At 61.3% G+C, this 16,366-nt stretch carries 13 protein-coding genes and 4 pseudogenes; 7 read left to right on the forward strand and 10 right to left on the reverse strand.

What is annotated here, in order from left to right; all coding sequences use genetic code 11:
* Positions 1-318 (forward strand): transposase domain-containing protein (locus tag FVF58_RS40710; RefSeq protein ID WP_149675305.1); only part of this gene is annotated, 318 nt, incomplete at its 5' end.
* 119 nt (positions 319-437) lie between these two features.
* Here FVF58_RS40710 and FVF58_RS40715 read toward each other — a convergent pair.
* From FVF58_RS40715 to phaP, 3 genes and pseudogenes are all read right to left on the reverse strand, one after another.
* Positions 438-602, reverse strand: a pseudogene (locus tag FVF58_RS40715) (Tn3 family transposase); the annotation flags it as partial.
* A gap of 177 nt (positions 603-779) precedes the next feature.
* Positions 780-917, reverse strand: coding sequence for a hypothetical protein (locus FVF58_RS51905; protein ID WP_188131092.1), 138 nt, complete (start codon positions 915-917; stop codon positions 780-782).
* Positions 918-1,247: 330 nt separating this feature from the next.
* On the reverse strand, positions 1,248-1,685 hold the full coding sequence (gene phaP, locus FVF58_RS40725) for a phasin family protein (RefSeq protein WP_149675307.1): 438 nt from the start codon (positions 1,683-1,685) through the stop codon (positions 1,248-1,250).
* 1,501 nt (positions 1,686-3,186) lie between these two features.
* Here phaP and FVF58_RS40735 point away from each other — a divergent pair.
* The 3 genes from FVF58_RS40735 (at position 3,187) to FVF58_RS40745 (ending at position 4,917) form a co-directional block, all read left to right on the forward strand.
* Entirely contained in the window at positions 3,187-3,927 is a 741-nt protein-coding gene (locus FVF58_RS40735) for a 3-ketoacyl-ACP reductase (RefSeq protein WP_149675308.1), read from the forward strand.
* A 228-nt stretch (positions 3,928-4,155) separates the two neighbouring features.
* The gene (locus FVF58_RS40740; protein WP_149675309.1) at positions 4,156-4,491 is read left to right on the forward strand and encodes a hypothetical protein; all 336 of its coding nucleotides are present in this window, start codon (positions 4,156-4,158) and stop codon (positions 4,489-4,491) included.
* A 222-nt stretch (positions 4,492-4,713) separates the two neighbouring features.
* Positions 4,714-4,917, forward strand: coding sequence for a cold-shock protein (locus FVF58_RS40745; protein WP_149675310.1), 204 nt, complete (start codon positions 4,714-4,716; stop codon positions 4,915-4,917).
* A gap of 121 nt (positions 4,918-5,038) precedes the next feature.
* Here the strand turns inward: FVF58_RS40745 and FVF58_RS53530 are convergent.
* Positions 5,039-5,253: pseudogene (locus FVF58_RS53530) on the reverse strand (3-hydroxyacyl-CoA dehydrogenase); the annotation flags it as partial.
* 338 nt (positions 5,254-5,591) lie between these two features.
* Here FVF58_RS53530 and FVF58_RS40750 point away from each other — a divergent pair.
* Entirely contained in the window at positions 5,592-7,406 is a 1,815-nt protein-coding gene (locus tag FVF58_RS40750; protein ID WP_246217435.1) for an FAD-dependent oxidoreductase, read from the forward strand.
* Positions 7,407-7,595: 189 nt separating this feature from the next.
* Here FVF58_RS40750 and FVF58_RS53535 read toward each other — a convergent pair.
* The 3 genes and pseudogenes from FVF58_RS53535 to FVF58_RS51910 all read right to left on the reverse strand — a co-directional run.
* Positions 7,596-7,852 (reverse strand): annotated as a pseudogene (locus FVF58_RS53535) (DUF4158 domain-containing protein); the annotation flags it as partial.
* A gap of 460 nt (positions 7,853-8,312) precedes the next feature.
* A pseudogene (locus tag FVF58_RS40760) lies at positions 8,313-8,738 on the reverse strand (IS110 family transposase); the annotation flags it as partial.
* Positions 8,739-8,794: 56 nt separating this feature from the next.
* Positions 8,795-8,968, reverse strand: a complete 174-nt coding sequence (locus tag FVF58_RS51910) for a hypothetical protein (protein ID WP_188131093.1) — start codon at positions 8,966-8,968, stop codon at positions 8,795-8,797.
* A 177-nt stretch (positions 8,969-9,145) separates the two neighbouring features.
* Between FVF58_RS51910 and FVF58_RS40765 the strand changes: the two genes are divergently transcribed.
* Positions 9,146-10,078, forward strand: a complete 933-nt coding sequence (locus tag FVF58_RS40765; protein ID WP_149675311.1) for a LysR family transcriptional regulator — start codon at positions 9,146-9,148, stop codon at positions 10,076-10,078.
* The gene (dctA, locus tag FVF58_RS40770) at positions 10,075-11,376 is read left to right on the forward strand and encodes a C4-dicarboxylate transporter DctA (RefSeq protein WP_149675312.1); all 1,302 of its coding nucleotides are present in this window, start codon (positions 10,075-10,077) and stop codon (positions 11,374-11,376) included. The genes FVF58_RS40765 and dctA overlap by 4 nt, the downstream gene beginning before the upstream one ends.
* Before the next feature lie 15 nt (positions 11,377-11,391).
* Here the strand turns inward: dctA and FVF58_RS40775 are convergent, their stop codons facing one another.
* From FVF58_RS40775 to FVF58_RS40785, 3 genes are all read right to left on the reverse strand, one after another.
* Positions 11,392-12,174: a substrate-binding domain-containing protein gene (locus FVF58_RS40775; RefSeq protein ID WP_149675313.1), complete on the reverse strand. Its 783-nt coding sequence runs from the start codon at positions 12,172-12,174 to the stop codon at positions 11,392-11,394.
* Positions 12,175-12,219: 45 nt separating this feature from the next.
* On the reverse strand, positions 12,220-13,518 hold the full coding sequence (gene tcuC, locus FVF58_RS40780; protein WP_149675314.1) for an MFS transporter: 1,299 nt from the start codon (positions 13,516-13,518) through the stop codon (positions 12,220-12,222).
* A gap of 139 nt (positions 13,519-13,657) precedes the next feature.
* The gene (locus tag FVF58_RS40785) at positions 13,658-16,357 is read right to left on the reverse strand and encodes a CoA-binding protein (protein WP_149675315.1); all 2,700 of its coding nucleotides are present in this window, start codon (positions 16,355-16,357) and stop codon (positions 13,658-13,660) included.
* Positions 16,358-16,366 lie beyond the last annotated feature (9 nt).

The following is a 16,366-nucleotide window of genomic DNA, read 5'->3' on the forward strand; positions in this document are numbered from 1 at the left end:
AAGGCGCTGACCTATCTGCGCAAGCAGTGGCCGAAACTGATCCGCTACGTCGAGAACGGTAGTTGGCCCATCAGTAACAATCCATGCGAAAACTCGATTCGCCCGTTCTGCGTCGGGCGCCGCGGGTGGCTGTTCTCGGACACCGTCGACGGTGCGAACGCAAGCGCCAATCTCTACTCGTTGGTCGAGACCTGCAAAGCCAATGGCATCGACCCGTACGGCTATCTCACCTGGCTGTTCCGGTGCCTTCCACTAGCGAAGACCGTCGATGACTACGACGCGCTGCTTCCCTGGAAGATGCCCTCCGAACCCCGCTGACCTGCATCGCTACGACACCTCAAGCGCTCTGCCACCTTACTCTGAAGGGCGTCGTTCGTGGATCGCATACCATCATAAGTGCTTAGACCCGGTTATCCGCTCCTGCGCCTCAGCCACCCAAGATTCAGCCCGTTGGCGCGGTAGCGCTGGATTTCGTACGAACGGTCCCGTATCTCGCCCAGCCGATAGAAGAACACGGCCCGCGCCAGTGAATTGCGGGCCTCGCCCTTGTTCAGTGCGGCAGACACGCGTCGGCGCAGAGCTGGGTCCTGAAGCCACTTTAGCCGGATCGCGTCGTCCAGCACGCGGATATGGGCGCATGCGGCCTGTCAGCAATAATGTCGATGCCTGCCGGGGAAAGATGCGGTGTCGGTGCTGAGTCTCGGATGTCGTCCGGTCTTTGGTCGGCCGTATCGACTACAGTCGGCTTCGACGAGCCTAACAACCATCCGGTGCTTTGTTCAGTCGTTGCCCTGAACGGAGCCGACGTCGCTCCGACCGCATTGCAAGTTCCGCCCAAAGGTAAACACGTCGTCGAAGTCCGCGCGGGCTGTCTTGAGTTCCAGCATCGCGGCTTCAATCCGGACCAGCTTCAGCATTGGTGGCTGCGCATCGCCGTCGGGTGAGAAATGTTCCTGGAGAGCGGCCGACGCCGCTTGTACCTCATGAGCGGCACTCGCGACCCGCTCCAGGGCCCGCGCCTCATTGAACCGCGTAATCCTCGTAGACATATGGCCTCCCCGCACAAATTCGCCAGCGCATGCGTCCCGCTATGTCAATTTACAACTGATGAACGCAAGCGCCTCACGATAATCGCTGTGCATAGTGTCCCCGGTGAATACCGTGGCACGAGAACGTCTCCAGAGAACGCTGCACCCGTCAGGGCGTGGCAAGCGTCATCCGGAAGCCGAGTCCTCTGCACCACTGCGCTACTCAAGGACTGCCGGTACAGCCGTCGGTCCCGTGCTCGACTCGGCAGCGCTGTCATCGGTTTCGGTAACCTCACCGGCCCGTTCCGCCGTCCCGTGGCTTCCGGCCCGGAGCTGCTTCAACCTCGTTTCGGCGAGCGCGGTGACCCCGGCCAGGGTGCTAGCGAGAATTCCGTGAACGTGGCGCCAGTATGACTGTGCTTTCTCGATGGCTGGTTTAATCTGGGTTGCCTGTTGCCGGAACACCTGGTGCGGCTCCTTTGCCGAAAGTGCCGTGGACAGGACTTCCTGATTTTCGGTGAGCATCGATTTGCCCGCCTGCACGTTCAGTTCGACAAGCTTTCCAAGGCCGTCCATCGCCTCGTTAAGGACTGCGAACGTCATTTCCACACCGGCTTTCTGGGCGGAAAAGATTTTTTTGTGGGTAAGACTGCTCATCACTCACTCCGCAGAAGGAAAAACCGGTTAAAGCCCGAAAGGCAGCTGGAATCACGCGCTTGCGGGAACAGTGGAATGGTTGGTGCGATGCAGCAATCCCATTGTAGGGACGGACGAATGAATGTCAATTGTTTGTTCCTTCGGGGCAGCACAGCTGAGCGTAAGCGCAGCAGCATCGCCTTGTCGGCATTGGACTGCAAACGTTTTCCAGGTGAAAACCCGGGTATGCATTGGACCGTGCCACAGCCCCGCCCGACTTCCCTGTATTGGCGAGTGCAGTGCGCAAAAAGAGGCAGTGCTTTACCGGGAGACATGTGCAGGGGCAAATGGCGTTTATCCAGTCAGTCAGGACGGACCAGATTATTTTCCATTTGACGTCGATGCCGCCGCCGATAAATAGTGGTGCAAACGAGTGGCAGGCAAGTGGCCTGTCAAGGTAATAAAGTGACGCAGCAAGGGGCACAACGCTGTCACCGCGAGCGTGTAGCTTCATCCGAGGCCGCAACCGATGCGGCGCCGAATTGCATGAAAACTAGAGACCTGAGAGGCGTTACGTATGACGAATCGATATTCAATAAGTAACCACCTCGATCGCAACCTCGAGAGCGACCGCCTCAGACGGGCGTTGGCTGCGCGCCTCGACCGGTCATTCAGGCGGGTTGGCATCAGTTCAGCGCGCGCAGCAAGATGGCTGGGCGTAAGTGAATACGCCGTGCACTGCACTACTGGCGACATGGAATCATCGTGCCGCCGTTGAATGCCTGTACGAGTCTCGCCGCGTTCCTGAATCTCGACGTTCACTGACTTTGCACCGGGAAGCCTCAGGCCGCGTAATTCGCATTTCATGACAACGGCGGCGCATGGAGTCGGTGTGCTGTGCGTCCCTATTCATCCTTGTCAACATGGTCGGACTAACGCGCGACGACGCGCGAGCAGCCATTTGCAAGTCGACGCTGCACGCGCTTGCCGCAAGAACCGGGGTATCGATGTGAATGCAGCTAAACCTAAACGGTCGTCCGATGACGTCCGGCGCTTCAATGGGCACGAGATGGAACTGGCGCGAGGCGCTTTGCATATCGCGAGCACGCTATAGGAGCACAGCATTCGCGCGGCGGTCAGAGAAACCCTCCTCCAGTTCGAGGCATGTCACGGACCTCATTACGTGAAAGCGTTCGCGCATGCCCTTCTCGGCAGACTGGAACAGCGCGGCAAGCCGGAGGCAGTCAAGGTGCTTCACGACTTTATAGAGCATGGCCGCCTGCCAGAGCAGACACATGGTGTGCCACCGAAACCTGTGCCTACCCGGAAGACCATCGCCCCAAACCAGCGATTCACCCAGTCGCTGATGAGCCGGGCGGGTGCAATAACCGAAGCTCCTTGACCGCCACCGGACGGCGCGGCGCAAAAAAGGCTCGTCCAGGGCGCACGTCGCAAACGCGGCTTTGCTTCCAGACAAAAGTATGTTGGTCCCTTTAACCGTAGCAAAAAGCCGGGGTAGAACATGTCAAAGCGAATCGCTTACGTAACCGGGGGTATGGGTGGAATTGGAACGTCGATATGCCAGCGGCTATACAAGGACGGCCTGACCGTCGTTGCGGGATGCGGGCCTAACTCGCCGCGGCGGGAACGGTGGCTGGCCGAGCAGGCCGGGCTCGGATTCTCCTTTATCGCCTCGGAGGGCAATGTCGGTGATTGGGAATCGACCGAGGCCGCTTTTGCAAAGGTAAAGAAGGAGGTCGGTGAGATTGACGTGCTGGTCAACAATGCTGGCATTACGCGGGACGGCGTGTTCCGGAAAATGTCGCGGGAAAACTGGAACGATGTCATCGACACGAACCTGACGAGCCTCTTCAATGTGACCAAGCAGGTCATCGAGGAGATGGTCAGCAAGGGATGGGGCCGGATAATCAACATCTCGTCGGTGAATGGACAGAAGGGGCAGTTCGGCCAGACCAACTACTCGACGGCGAAGGCGGGCATTCACGGCTTCACCATGTCGCTGGCCCAGGAGGTAGCGACAAAGGGCATCACGGTGAATACGGTTTCACCGGGGTACATCGGAACCGATATGGTGCGGGCTGTGCGCCCCGAAGTACTGGACGCCATCGTTCAGAGCATACCCGTGCGCCGCCTTGGGGAAGCCGCCGAAATTGCTTCGATTGTTTCGTGGCTTGCCAGCGGCGAAGCGGGCTTCGCCACAGGGGCTGACTTTTCGCTGAACGGTGGCCTGCACATGAGCTAGCGACCACCGACGCTTGAACCCGGACGAAAGCGGCTGTCCCCGGCGCTCGCGACAGAGCGCCGGAGACGCGGAAGCCCCTGGTGCGCAGTGCCTTTTTTGCCCTGCACTTATTCCTCGACGACACGCAGGACTTCAGAAGCGTCCCGCACCGGGCGCGCACCAGGGTTGACCTGACCTGCCGTCGGGACAGTACGCCACGAACCTCACGCATCACTCACGGAGACCCACATGCGCGATGTGCGATGCATCGAACCAACTTCATACCCCATTGGACCAAAGACACTGCGTTTTCTTGCGCGCGATGCGCAGGACCCCGGCGCTGCCCTCGTGTATTGGCTGGAGATTGCAGAGCCGTCATGCGAGGCGAACTTCTTCGAAGCGACGCGAAAATTTGGTTCGCTGATGCAGCTCGTCCTTCCCGACGAGCGCCCTGGCGTGTTTGTGAACCGGAGCGCCGTTCATGCCGTTCAGGATTGTGGCATCGTTAAACGGCTTGTTTTCAAAGACAAGTCCTCGCTCGAGGTTCGATACAGCGGGCCTTGCAGCGACCTCCGCGATGCGTAAGCAGCACGAGGCTCCGATGCGTTTTGGATGCTCTCGTTCCGGCAGTGCCCTTATCATTTCGGTGCTTGCAGCCAAACCGCGAATATAACAGTGATATGTCGCACCGCCCCTCGAAAAGGCCTATTGCTGGTAGCAGATTCATCGTGTAAAAAGTTGGTGGCTCAATTGGTGCAATGCCGGTTGGACTTCATCATCACAATCGTTTTTGGGAACATCAGAAAAATGGCAACAGGTACTGTGAAGTGGTTCAATGACGCAAAGGGTTTTGGTTTCATTACGCCGGACAGCGGCGGCGAAGACCTGTTCGCGCATTTCTCGGAGATTCAGTCGAATGGCTTCAAGTCGCTTCAGGAAAACCAGAAGGTCAGCTTCGAAGTGAAGCAAGGCCCAAAGGGCAAGCAGGCAGCGAACATCCAGCCGCAATAAGCGGCGGGTTCCCAGGTTGCGTAAATCAAATGGCCCGTGAGGGCCATTCTCATTTGTACCGGCGAGGCAACGTCAGGTTGCTGATTGGAGGCAAGCCTTCCGCTCTGAAATGCATGGTGCGTACGAGACGCTCGACGATCTCATCGTCGGTGATGCGGCGCCTCGTGACGTGGAGTGCTTTCGAGTGCTCGACAATCATATCGTTGACGAGCTGTGAGGGGGCGCCTTGCGGTCGTACGGCTTGTACGCGTACCCGCCCGCGCCGGTTTTATGGTCGAATCGCCCTCTCTCCCAAAGCAAGTTGGCGGTCTTCGAATAGACGATTTCCGGCTTGTCCGCCCACAACCTGTTACCGCTCGGGCGATTTCTGACACCGAACTCGCGCTGGTGCTTCAGGACCACGCCAGTGCTCGCCCCTTTTGCGTTCGATGACGTACTTTTAGTGCGGCAAGCGGCGGTGGCAGGCCTTCGAGCCGAACTCCTATGAGGAATAGGACGCACGAAGTGTTCTTCGCGAGCGCCCGACCCGCGGGTAGCAAAGAATGAGCGTATGGTGGGAGGGTCCAATCCCTCGCTCCGTATTGAAGGCGATTTCCAGGCGCCTGGCACACGCGAAAGCAGCGCAGTGCCCATCCGGCGGTTCGACGCATTGCTGCCTTCTCTGGAGTTGCATGATGATTTATGATTCCGCTGAAGAACGCGGCGGCGATACCAGCATCCGTAGCACGCGTCACGACAGGCCGCTTTTTCCCTTCACTTGGGATGAAACGGAACGCGTGCGGCGCTTTGGCACCCCCCGGCACTGGGCCACGGGGGAAATGCTGAATAAGTTGCTGTATGCGCTCACAGCGGATGACATGGAACGCGTGCGGCGCTTTGGCACCCCCCGCCACTGGATGGCGGGCGAAATGCTGATCGAGGCTGGGCACCCCGTGCCAGGGCTGATCCTCATGCTGAGCGGTGCAGCGAGTGTGGCCCGCCGGGACGGGCTAGGCCGGTCCGAGGTTGTGGCCGAGCACTGCGTGGGCCATTTCGTGGGGGACGTCGGTCAGTTGTCGGGCCAGCACGCGATTGTCGATGTCGCTGCGCTCGAACCCATTGACGGGCTCGTGATTCCGCCGGACCAACTGCGCGCGCTCATCAATAGCGAGGCGGAGCTCGGCGGGCGCATCCTGCGTACGCTCATCCTGCGGCGCATTGCGGCCATCGAAGCGGGTGCAGGGCCGATGCTGATCGGAGACAGCCACGACGCACGGCTGCACGACCTGTGCGTGTTTCTCACCCGCAACGCGCATCCGCACAGCGTTCGCGATGCGGCCGCGGACTGCGAAGCGCGCCTGCTCATCGAGCAGCTTGGCGCGGCGCCCGACGATTTGCCGCTCGCGATATGCCCCGACGGCACAATTCTGCGCTCGCCGAGCGATACGCAGCTTGCCATGGCGCTCGGGTACCTGTCCGACCTCGACGCGTCGCAGGTCTATGACGTCGCGATCGTTGGCGCCGGTCCCGCGGGGCTCGCCGCGGCCGTATATGCCGCATCAGAAGGGCTGTCCGTGCTTGTGCTCGATTGTCAAGCGTTCGGCGGGCAGGCCGGTGCGAGCGCCAAAATCGAAAACTATCTTGGGTTTCCGACGGGCATCTCGGGCCAGGAACTCGCCGGCCGCGCGTTCACGCAAGCCAACAAGTTCGGCGCGCACATCGCCATTCCCGTGGAAGTGACGGCGCTGCATTGCGGCAAGCAGCCGTATTCGCTCGACACGCGCGGCGGCGGCTCGGTGCTCTCGCGCACGGTGGTCATCGCGAGCGGCGCGATCTACCGGCGGCCGGCCATTGCGGGCCTCGATGCCTTCGAAGGGCGCGGGGTCTACTACTGGGCCTCGCCGCTCGAAGCATGCATGTGTAAGGACGCCGAGGTGGCGCTCGTGGGCGGCGGTAATTCGGCAGGTCAAGCCATCGTCTTTCTCGCGGGGCACGCGACGCACGCGCATGTTCTGATTCGCAGGGACAGCTTCGAGGCGACGATGTCACGCTACCTCATCGATCGCATCGCCGGCTTGCCGAACGTGACGGTGCATCCGCATACCGAAGTCGAGCGGCTCGAGGGGGATGCCACCGGGCTTGCGTCGGTTGTGCTGAAAGCGCCGCTCGAAGGCGGCGCCACGCGTCTTGACGTGCAGCATCTGTTCCTCTTCACGGGCGCCGATCCCAATACCGATTGGCTGCGCACGTGCGGCGTCGAACTCGATGCGCACGGGTTCGTGCTGACCGGCGCGGCGGTCCCCGCGGGCGAGCGGCGGCGTGCCGGGGACGCGACAGCTGTCAATCTGATGACAAGCGTGGAAGGCGTATTCGCGGTCGGCGATGCACGGGCCGGTTCGATGAAGCGCGTGGCGACCGCGGTCGGTGAGGGGGCGGCCGTCGTCGCACAAATTCATGCGTTGCTCGCGAACATCGGAGCGGACTCGCTCGGGATCGGGGCGCGGGGTTGATGCTGCGAGCATTTTTTTCGGAATGCCTCTTCATATGTTCAGTACTCCGCCGGAGCTTGGTCGGCGTGTGCGGGGCCACGTCGAGCGCTTCCAGCGCGGCCAGATTGGCGCCGCTCTTATCCACATTAATCAGCGATCACCTTGAACCGCTCATCGAGCACCTCGACTAGGGCTTGATGGTGCTGCGCGACGCAACCGCACTTTGGGAACTTGCTTGTAGGCGTCGAGCGTGCGGCCGCTCATCCGGATAAACCTGATGTGGAGCGCGACGGCGAGCGGGTACAGGTCGCCGCGACGCGCCTAGATAAGCACATGCTCCTTCGTTGAGAAGGTGAAGAATGTGGCAAGCTCGAACTCCGTGAGTTCGCGAGGTATCTGCCGGATGCAAGGTAGGTGACCTGCCAGTGTTCCTGTTGAAGATCGTTAATTCTGCTAGCGGTGCCCATTGAAGCGCTAATGCTGTCCGTTAATTCTGCTAGCGCGGCTTTTCCACCGGACCACGAACTCACTGCCCGGAACGGCTCAATAAGCGCAGCACGGCACGGCGCTTACCAAAATCCACCCAAGGAATGTTGAAGGCCGCCGAAGTAACACCTAAAGTGCCATACCGTAGGGCGTTTTTGATCAGCGTACTGAGATGGGTCCCGTCCGAGGATCGAAAAAAATGACCTCGACATTTACGCTTGCTGCCGCTTCTGGCCCACGTACCTATCGCGCCACTCGGCAACCACGTTAGCCGAATTAGAGGACACGCTGAACGCGCTAGCAAAATTAACGGACATCCTGCTGCGCGCCCGTTGACGAAACGCAACGGAACGCAGAAACGCCATTCGCCCGTCGAGCCTTATCGGGCATGGCTTACAGCCATTCCTTCGCTAGCAAACTCAATGAACACGGCTAGCAGAATTTACGAACATCGACAGCAGCCAGCGCCTGTTGCTGGACCGTAGGCAGCGGTTTTACGAACTTCTCTCGCTCAGGATTGCGGTCGATTACCTCGCCGAGTTGAGCCAGAATACGTGCATCCATGCGATCCGTCTTCGCCAGTTTCCCCATGGCGCGCGCGAAATCCCGTGCCTGTCTGGGGTTGATGACTGCCACCGCATAACCAACTGCCTGCAGCGCACAGGCCACCGTCGACTCGAGACCACCTGTGGCTTCCATCACGACAAGTGCGACTCGATGCGCGGCCAGTTGTGTCAGCAAGGCATCGAAGCCTTCGGTGTCGTTGCTCAAATTCAGCGACGGAATGTTCAGGCCTATGGCCACTTCCAGCGTGTCCCTTGCCACATCAATACCAACCGTGATCGGAACAGAAGTTGGATCTGACAGGCTCGTCACTACTCCTCCTTGTACATGCGAATTGGATTCGGACAACTATTCGGGCTTCAGATGAGCGGCTCGGCTCGCGCGTCATCTGCTAAGAAACGGGCTTGCAGGCCCCAGGGGAGAGCAGGCTGCACGAGCTTCGCCAAACCAACATCGACAGCAAAAATCAACGGCAGGCTGTGGATTTCTGGACGATGCGTCTGCGGCGCACCGGCAAGCTTACCGTGGACCATCTGACTGTCGCCACTACGTACCGTTGTGGCACGAGGCCCACGTATGCACCGCCCTGGCGACGGTTATCGAAGGTCCTCCAGAACAGCCCGCGCGGGCTAATCACCGAGTGTTGCCTCGATCGGCACTTTCGTCCGTATCATGCAAAATAGTCACATCTAAAATGCAGGGGATGGCCCGTGGGCGTCAACTTCGACCTGAACGATTTGCAGGCGTTTCGAGCCGTCGCGGAGTTGGGTAGCTTCCGCAAAGCAGCGGAGGCGGTCAATATTTCGCAGCCAGCGCTGAGCCGGCGCATCGAGAAGCTCGAAGCGGCGCTCGGCGTGCGGCTCTTCGAGCGGACCACCCGCAGCGTGACGCTCACCACCATAGGTCGCGTGTTCGCCCCAAGCGCGGAACAACTTCTCGACGATCTCGATGTCGCGTTGCTCGGCATCCGCGACGTCTCCAGCAGCCGCCTCGGTCATGTGACCATCGCATGTGTGCCGTCGGTCGCCTACTATTTCCTGCCGAGCGTCGTTGCCGCCTATCACAGCCGCTATCCGCGGATCCGGGTCAAGCTGCTGGACTCGAGCGCCAACGAAGTGCTCGGCTCGGTCATCAGCGGTGAAGCCGATTTCGGCGTCAGCTTCATGGGCAGCCAGGAAACCGAGGTCGAGTTCAAGGTCCTGCTGCAGGAACGGTTCGTCGCCGCGTGTCGTCGCGATCATCCCCTTGCTCGGAAAAAGCAGGTGACCTGGAGCGAGCTTTATGAACACGAATACGTTTCCGTCGACAAGACTTCCGGCAACCGCCTGCTGCTCGATCAGGCGTTGACCAACGTGGCGCCGGCAGTGCCGAGCGTCTGCGAGACTCGCCATGTCACCACCATGCTCGGCCTGATCGAAGCGGGACTTGGTGTGGCAGCGGTGCCTTCAATGGCAATGCCCATGCGCGACCATCCGATTCTGACCAGCGTGCCGCTCGTCGATCCGGTCGTGACGAGGCGAGTCGGTATTGTCAGACGCCGGGGACGCCCCCTCGCGCCGGCCGCACAGCAGTTCTACCAGACGATCCTCGACACGAAGCGCAGCGGCATGGCCGACGCCGCGGGAAAGAAGGCGCGGAAATGACACTGCCGAGGCCCTTCAGGCTGCTTTACGTCCAGGTTCTGCTTGGAATGGGGCTCGGCATGACCGTGGGCCACTTCTGGCCACAGGTCGGCGCATCGCTCAAACCACTCAGCGATGCGTTCGTCGCGCTGGTACGCATGATGATCGCGCCTATCGTCTTCTGCACGATCGTCACCGGCATCACGTCGCTTGCGAGCGGCTCGAAGATCGGCCGGACCATCCTGAAGGCGCTGGCGTTGTTCTACTTTCTCACCATCGTTGCACTCGTCCTGGGGCTCGCGACCGCGCTCGCGCTGCATCCGGGCGCGGGACTGCATATCGACGCACATCATCTGGACACCGCCATCCTCGCGCAGTATTCGACTCGCACGCAGACGCACGGACTCGTCGAATTCGCGCTGCATGTGATTCCGGAGACGCTCGTCGGCGCCTTCGAGAAAGGCGAGGTTCTGCCGGTCCTGCTGCTTGCCCTTCTGTTCGGCTTCGCAATGAACGCCAGTGGAAGCGCCGGACGGCGAGCGCAGGAATTCATCGATAGCTTCGCACACGTGCTGTTCCGCATCCTCGCGCTGATCATGCGGCTTGCCCCCGTCGGGGCATTCGGCGCGATGGCGTTCACGGTGGGCCGTTTCGGCATCCGTTCGATTGGCTCGCTCGGCATGCTGATGTTGTCGTTCTATGCGGCGTGCCTGCTGTTCGTCATCTGCGTGCTCGGTCCGATCGCACGCCTGCATCGCTTCTCCCTCTGGCGTTTGCTGCGCTACATTCGCGAGGAACTCGTCATCGTGCTCGCGACGTCGTCGACCGAACCGGTGCTGCCGCGCCTCATCGTCAAGCTCGAAGCGCTTGGCTGCGACAAGGGCATCGTGGGTCTCGTGCTGCCCGCCGGCTATTCCTTCAATCTCGACGGCACGGCGATCTACCTGACGCTCGCCTCGATGTTCATCGCGCAAGCGTGCGATGTACACCTCTCGGGCAGCCAGATCGCGACGATGCTCGTGGTCATGCTGATCACGTCGAAGGGCGCGGCGGGCGTGTCGGGCAGCGGACTGGTTGCGCTCGTCGCGACGCTCGCCGTCATTCCCGATCTGCCGGTTGCAGGCGTCGCGCTACTGGTCGGCATCGATCGCTTCATGTCCGAGGCGCGTGCCCTGACGAGCGTGATCAGCAATGCCTGCGCGGTGATCTTCATATCGATGTGGGAGCGCGCCTGTGACCGCGCGCGTCTGAAAGAAGCATTGAGCCTGGCGCATGAGCCCGAAGAAGCTTTCGATCAGCCCGCCGACCTGACGGGCTGAATCGTTGCCGTCGTCTCAATGAGTGGCGACGGAATCGAGCCCGGTCGATGTCACCTCCGGCTGCACGGCGGGCGACGCGAGATAGTCGAGCAGCGCTTTCGCCTCCTTCGGATGTTGCGCGCCGACCGGGATGCCGGCCGCAAAGCGGGTGACGGACTGCATCGACTCCGGAATCTTGCCGACGTACGCCGCGCCCTTCACCGGGAGCAACTCGCTCACCTGCTGAAATCCCACTTCGTAGTCGCCGGTTGCAACCACCGACCCCACCGGGATCCTCGGGATCATCTTCGCCTTGGTCTTCACCTGTTCCTCGATGCCGAGCCGCTTGAACAACTCGCGCTCGATATAGACGCCGCTCGCGCTATCCGAGTAAGCGATCGACCGGGCATGCAGCAGGGTTTCCTTGAGCGCCGCCTCAGACCCGATGTCGGGCTTCGGCGCGCCATCACGCACGACCATGCCGATGCGCGAATCCGCGAGCTCGACGCGCGAATCGGGGATCACCTTGCCCTGCTTGATGAGGTCGTCGAGTGCATAGCCGACCATGATCACCACGTCGGCAGGCTCGCCGCGCTGAAGCCGGTTCGGAATGGCCTCCGGTGACTTGCCCATCGACGGTCCGAGCGCGGTATCGAGCGTGTTGCCCGTGGACGCCGCGAACTTCGGGCCGAGCAGCTTGTAGGCGGCGGTGAAGCCGCCCGAGCTCATCACGTGCAGATCGGCGGCCTGCACATTCGCCGCAGCGGCGGCGCTGCCGAGGAGCGCCGCGGTGCAGAGTTTCAGAAGGATGGATTTCATGGCTGAAAGAACGTCAGGCTGAAGTTCGGGGAGCGAAGCGATGCTTCAGGAAGCCGCATGCAGCGGAACGCGACGGCGCCGATACAGTGCGAGTGTGGCACCGAGCCCGCACACCGCGGCGAAGCTCATCCAGTAGCCCGGCGCGGCTTTATCGCCCGTCATGTGAATGAGCGCGGTCGAGATAACGGGTGTGAAACCGCCAAAGACCGCCGTCGCGAGGCTGTAGGCCAGCGAGAATCCCGCGACACGCACTTCGACGGGCATCACTTCGGTGAGTGCGACGACCATCGCGCCGTTGTACATCCCGTACATGAACGAGAGCCAGAGCAGCACAAGCAGCATGTTGACGAAGCTCGGCGCATGAGCCAGCAGCGATAGCGCGGGGTAGGCGGTCGCAATCGCCAGGATCGTCATTCCGAGAAGGAGCGGACGGCGTCCGATCCGGTCCGATAATGCGCCACCAATGGGCAGCCAGATGAAATTGGAGATCCCCACGCACAGCGTGACGAGCAGGCTATCGGCGGTGCTCAGATGCAGGACCGTCTTGCCAAAGGTCGGCGCATACACCGTGATCAGATAGAAGCTCGTGGTGGTCATTGCGACCAGCAGCACGCCCGCGATCACGACATTCCAGTTCTGTACGAGTGTCGTAAAGACTTCTTTCATGCTCGGGCGATGCTGGCGCTGTTTGAATTCCTGCGTTTCCTCGAGATTGCGCCGCAAGATGAAGATGAAAGGCACGATCATGCAGCCGACGAAGAACGGTACGCGCCATCCCCACGCAGCGATCGCCGCCGTGTCGAGCCACTGATTGAGCGCGAAGCCGAGCGCGGCAGCGATGACGATCGCCACCTGCTGGCTCGCCGACTGCCAGCTCGTGAAGAAACCCTTGCGGCCCGGCGTCGCCATCTCGGCGAGATAAACCGATACGCCGCCCAGTTCCGCACCCGCGGAGAAGCCCTGCAGCAGACGGCCAATGAGCACCAGGCCCGGGGCGAATAGTCCGATCGTCGCATAGCCGGGCACGAACGCGATCAGGATGGTGCCGCTCGCCATGATCGACAGCGTGACAATCAGGCCCTTACGGCGACCGACATCGTCGATATACGCGCCGAGGATGATCGCGCCGAGCGGCCGCATCAGGAAGCCCGCGCCGAACACTGCGAACGTCATCATCAGTGAAGCGAACTCGCTCCCCGCCGGGAAAAAGACCGCGGCAATCTGCGTAGCATAGAAGCCGAACAGGAAGAAGTCGAACTGCTCCAGGAAGTTGCCTGCCGTCACGCGTAGTACGGCGGATGCCTTCGATTGCCCGGGGGCCAGCGGGGGTGAGGAGGGATGCATCGAGGTGTCTCCAGAAATTTTGAACTTGCGGTGTTCGGGCGATTTGTTGTTTGTCGAATATTCGCCCGAGCCACACGAAACGATAAGTGCTATTTTCGAAACGATTGATGTCCGCTGGTTATCAGTGTCGGCGAAGCGCTCAAGCTACGAAGCGGCACTGGGACGCGGGCGTTCGGGTGTCCATGTTGCGCCCCCGGTTCAGGTGATCGTCGATTTCCGCCGCGCATCCGAGCATGCGGGGATAAAGGAAGATCGTGAATGCGGCGGTTTCCAGAGCGGTCTCAGTCAATTCACCACGTTGCAGCGGCTGCCACAGCATCTTCAGCAGCAGCGCCGCGATCACGGCATCGACGTTTACGCAGTACACGTTGCGGGAGACGCCGGCATCAAACAACGCCTGCACCAGTTCGCGATAGAAAGCATGGAACACGTTATATTCCCCACGCTTCTCGCACAGTTCCGCGATGAACACTTCGCGCGGGTCGTGGTTGACCGGCCTGTCCTTGAAGACCGGATGGTTCACGCCCGGCAGCTTCGCGATATCGAGGCTGCCGGCATGCTTCTGTCGGGCCTTGTACTGCGCATAGCGCTCGACCGAGCGCTCGGCCAGCGAGCGCAGGTCCACGCCGTGCGCGGGGTCGGACGGATCGGCAAGCCCGCTGTCCCTGAACGCTTCGATCAGGAACGCGATGCCTTCATAGCCATTGCCGCCATGCGTATAACCTGTATGGGTGAGAAAGCCGACCAGCGCCTTGTTGAGTTGCACGCGCTCGGGGCTTTCCGGGCCGTCAGCGGATACTGCGCCCTTTGCTCCCTGCGCCGAGATGGCTCCCGGACCGTTGGTGAGCAGCAGACCGACGAGCGTCTTGAAGGCGAACAGATCGTTGGGCTCCGGCGCGAGGTTGAGCAACGCGGCAAAACAGATTTCGGTCAGGCTGCGTTCGTTCAGCAGCGCTTGCGTGGTAAAGCCGCAAAAGCCGTCGGGACGGTGTCGCGAGGCGTCCGCCGATGCACCGATCAGCGTCCCGAACAACATGGTCCACCAGGGCAGGCTCTCGGCCGTGACGCGCGAGATGCGCTTGCGCATCAGCGGTCCCCACGCGAGCGTCACGCAGATCGCGGCCAGAACAGCGTCTGCCGTCGGGTGAGCGGGCTGAGACGTGAGCCAGCGCACGAGGACCGATCTGACTCCACGCTCGGCGAGTCCCGAAAGCATCGCTTCGGCGCGCAAATCGCGCGTGTCGGCAAAGAGCGGCTCGTAGCCGCTGACGGCGATCCGGGCGATGTCAAAGTTCTCGTCGAGCGCACTCGTAAGGCCGGCTGCCGAGAAGCGTTCGATCATGCATTTCGCGGCATCCCGCGCCGCGCGCTGGCGATTCGGCCCGATGATCGAGGTCGCGGCGGCCAGGATGGCGTTGGGTGCATTGCCGGCCTCGCGTGCGGCTTGCGCTGCCGCGAGTTCCGGCATTCCGTGCAGATTGACGGACGCAGCGATCGCGACATCGATGAGCTTCTCGTCGTTTTCTCCGCCGAACTCGTGAAGCAGGGCAAGGCTGACGTTCGCTTCGAGCGAATGCGTCGCCGCGTCGAGCATCGAGGCGCCATACAGGCTGCTCACTTGCGTTTTCGCATCCATCTGCGATGCTCCCGACGCATCCTTCAACGCCTGACGTGGCGCAATCGCACCGACTTGTCGATTGACCTGCAAGACTTGCTCGTCGTAGGGCGCGACTGCTCCCACTACGGGGATCGCAAGGTCGGACGGAAGCTGAATTCCCTGGTCGGAGCCGAACCACGGCTTGAGCGCAAGGCTGCCTTCGGGCTCGAAGTCAGGCATCGTCGCGTTGGCGCGCATGACGGCGGCCAGCGCCGCCGGGATATGCGCGATGTTCGTGACGACCGCGCCCTTGGCGGAGCAGCACGGATCGTCTGGCGTAAAGAGGCGGTCTACGCCGAACATTTCCATGAACCAGCGCTCCTTGGCTTGCGCGTCGTCGGAGCCGCCGGCCATCGCGCCCGCATGGCCGACCGCACGCGTGAGGCGGCTCTTCCACCGGCCCACCACACAGGCGACCACCGGTTTCGTGAAGGCCGCATCGGCCTCGTAGTAGCCACCCGGTTCGCAATAGAGCACAGCGGCCTTGCTTCGAGCATCGTTGGCGAGTGCGAACGCAAATTCCGGCGCGGCATAGTGGATGTAGACGTCCTTGCCGCTCGAGATGACGGTCGATGTGCCCCAGCCGCTCATGCGCAGGTACTGCGCGATCGTCGTACTAAAGCCGCCGGAGTTCGAGAAGATGGCGATCGATCCCTTGCGCAATGAGTCGTCCGGACTATCGCCGCCGAGTGCTCCGCCGATTCTTACGCGATTCCACGAGTCAGCGACGCCGAGCCCGTTCGCACCGAAGATGTCGATGCCCGCTTGCTGACCCATCGCGCGAATTTCGCGGGCGTCGTGTACGGCGATCTTTTCGGTGATGATGAAAATCTTCTTCAGATCGGGATTGACGCGGATCAGTTCGGCGACGCCGTCGCGGGCCGCCGATGGCGGTAGATAGACCACGCCGCAGTTGAACCGATGCCCCGCTTCCAGACCCTCGCGGACGTTGTTGTAGACCGGGATATCTCCGATCGATGTGGTGAGCACTTGTCCGCCTTTGCCCGGCGCCGTGCCGAAGACAATATTCCCGCCTGAGAACGCATGACTGACGGGCGTCACGTCCGAGGACTCACCGCCCAGGATATTGAGCACGCACACGCGATCGTCACGCGTGGCGATCTGCGCCAGCGAGTTGACGCCGACGAAATACTTGAACTGGCTGCTGTTTTGCTTGTACACGTTGCTCTC

It is taken from the genome of Paraburkholderia panacisoli, from assembly GCF_008369935.1.
Lineage (GTDB): Bacteria > Pseudomonadota > Gammaproteobacteria > Burkholderiales > Burkholderiaceae > Paraburkholderia > Paraburkholderia panacisoli.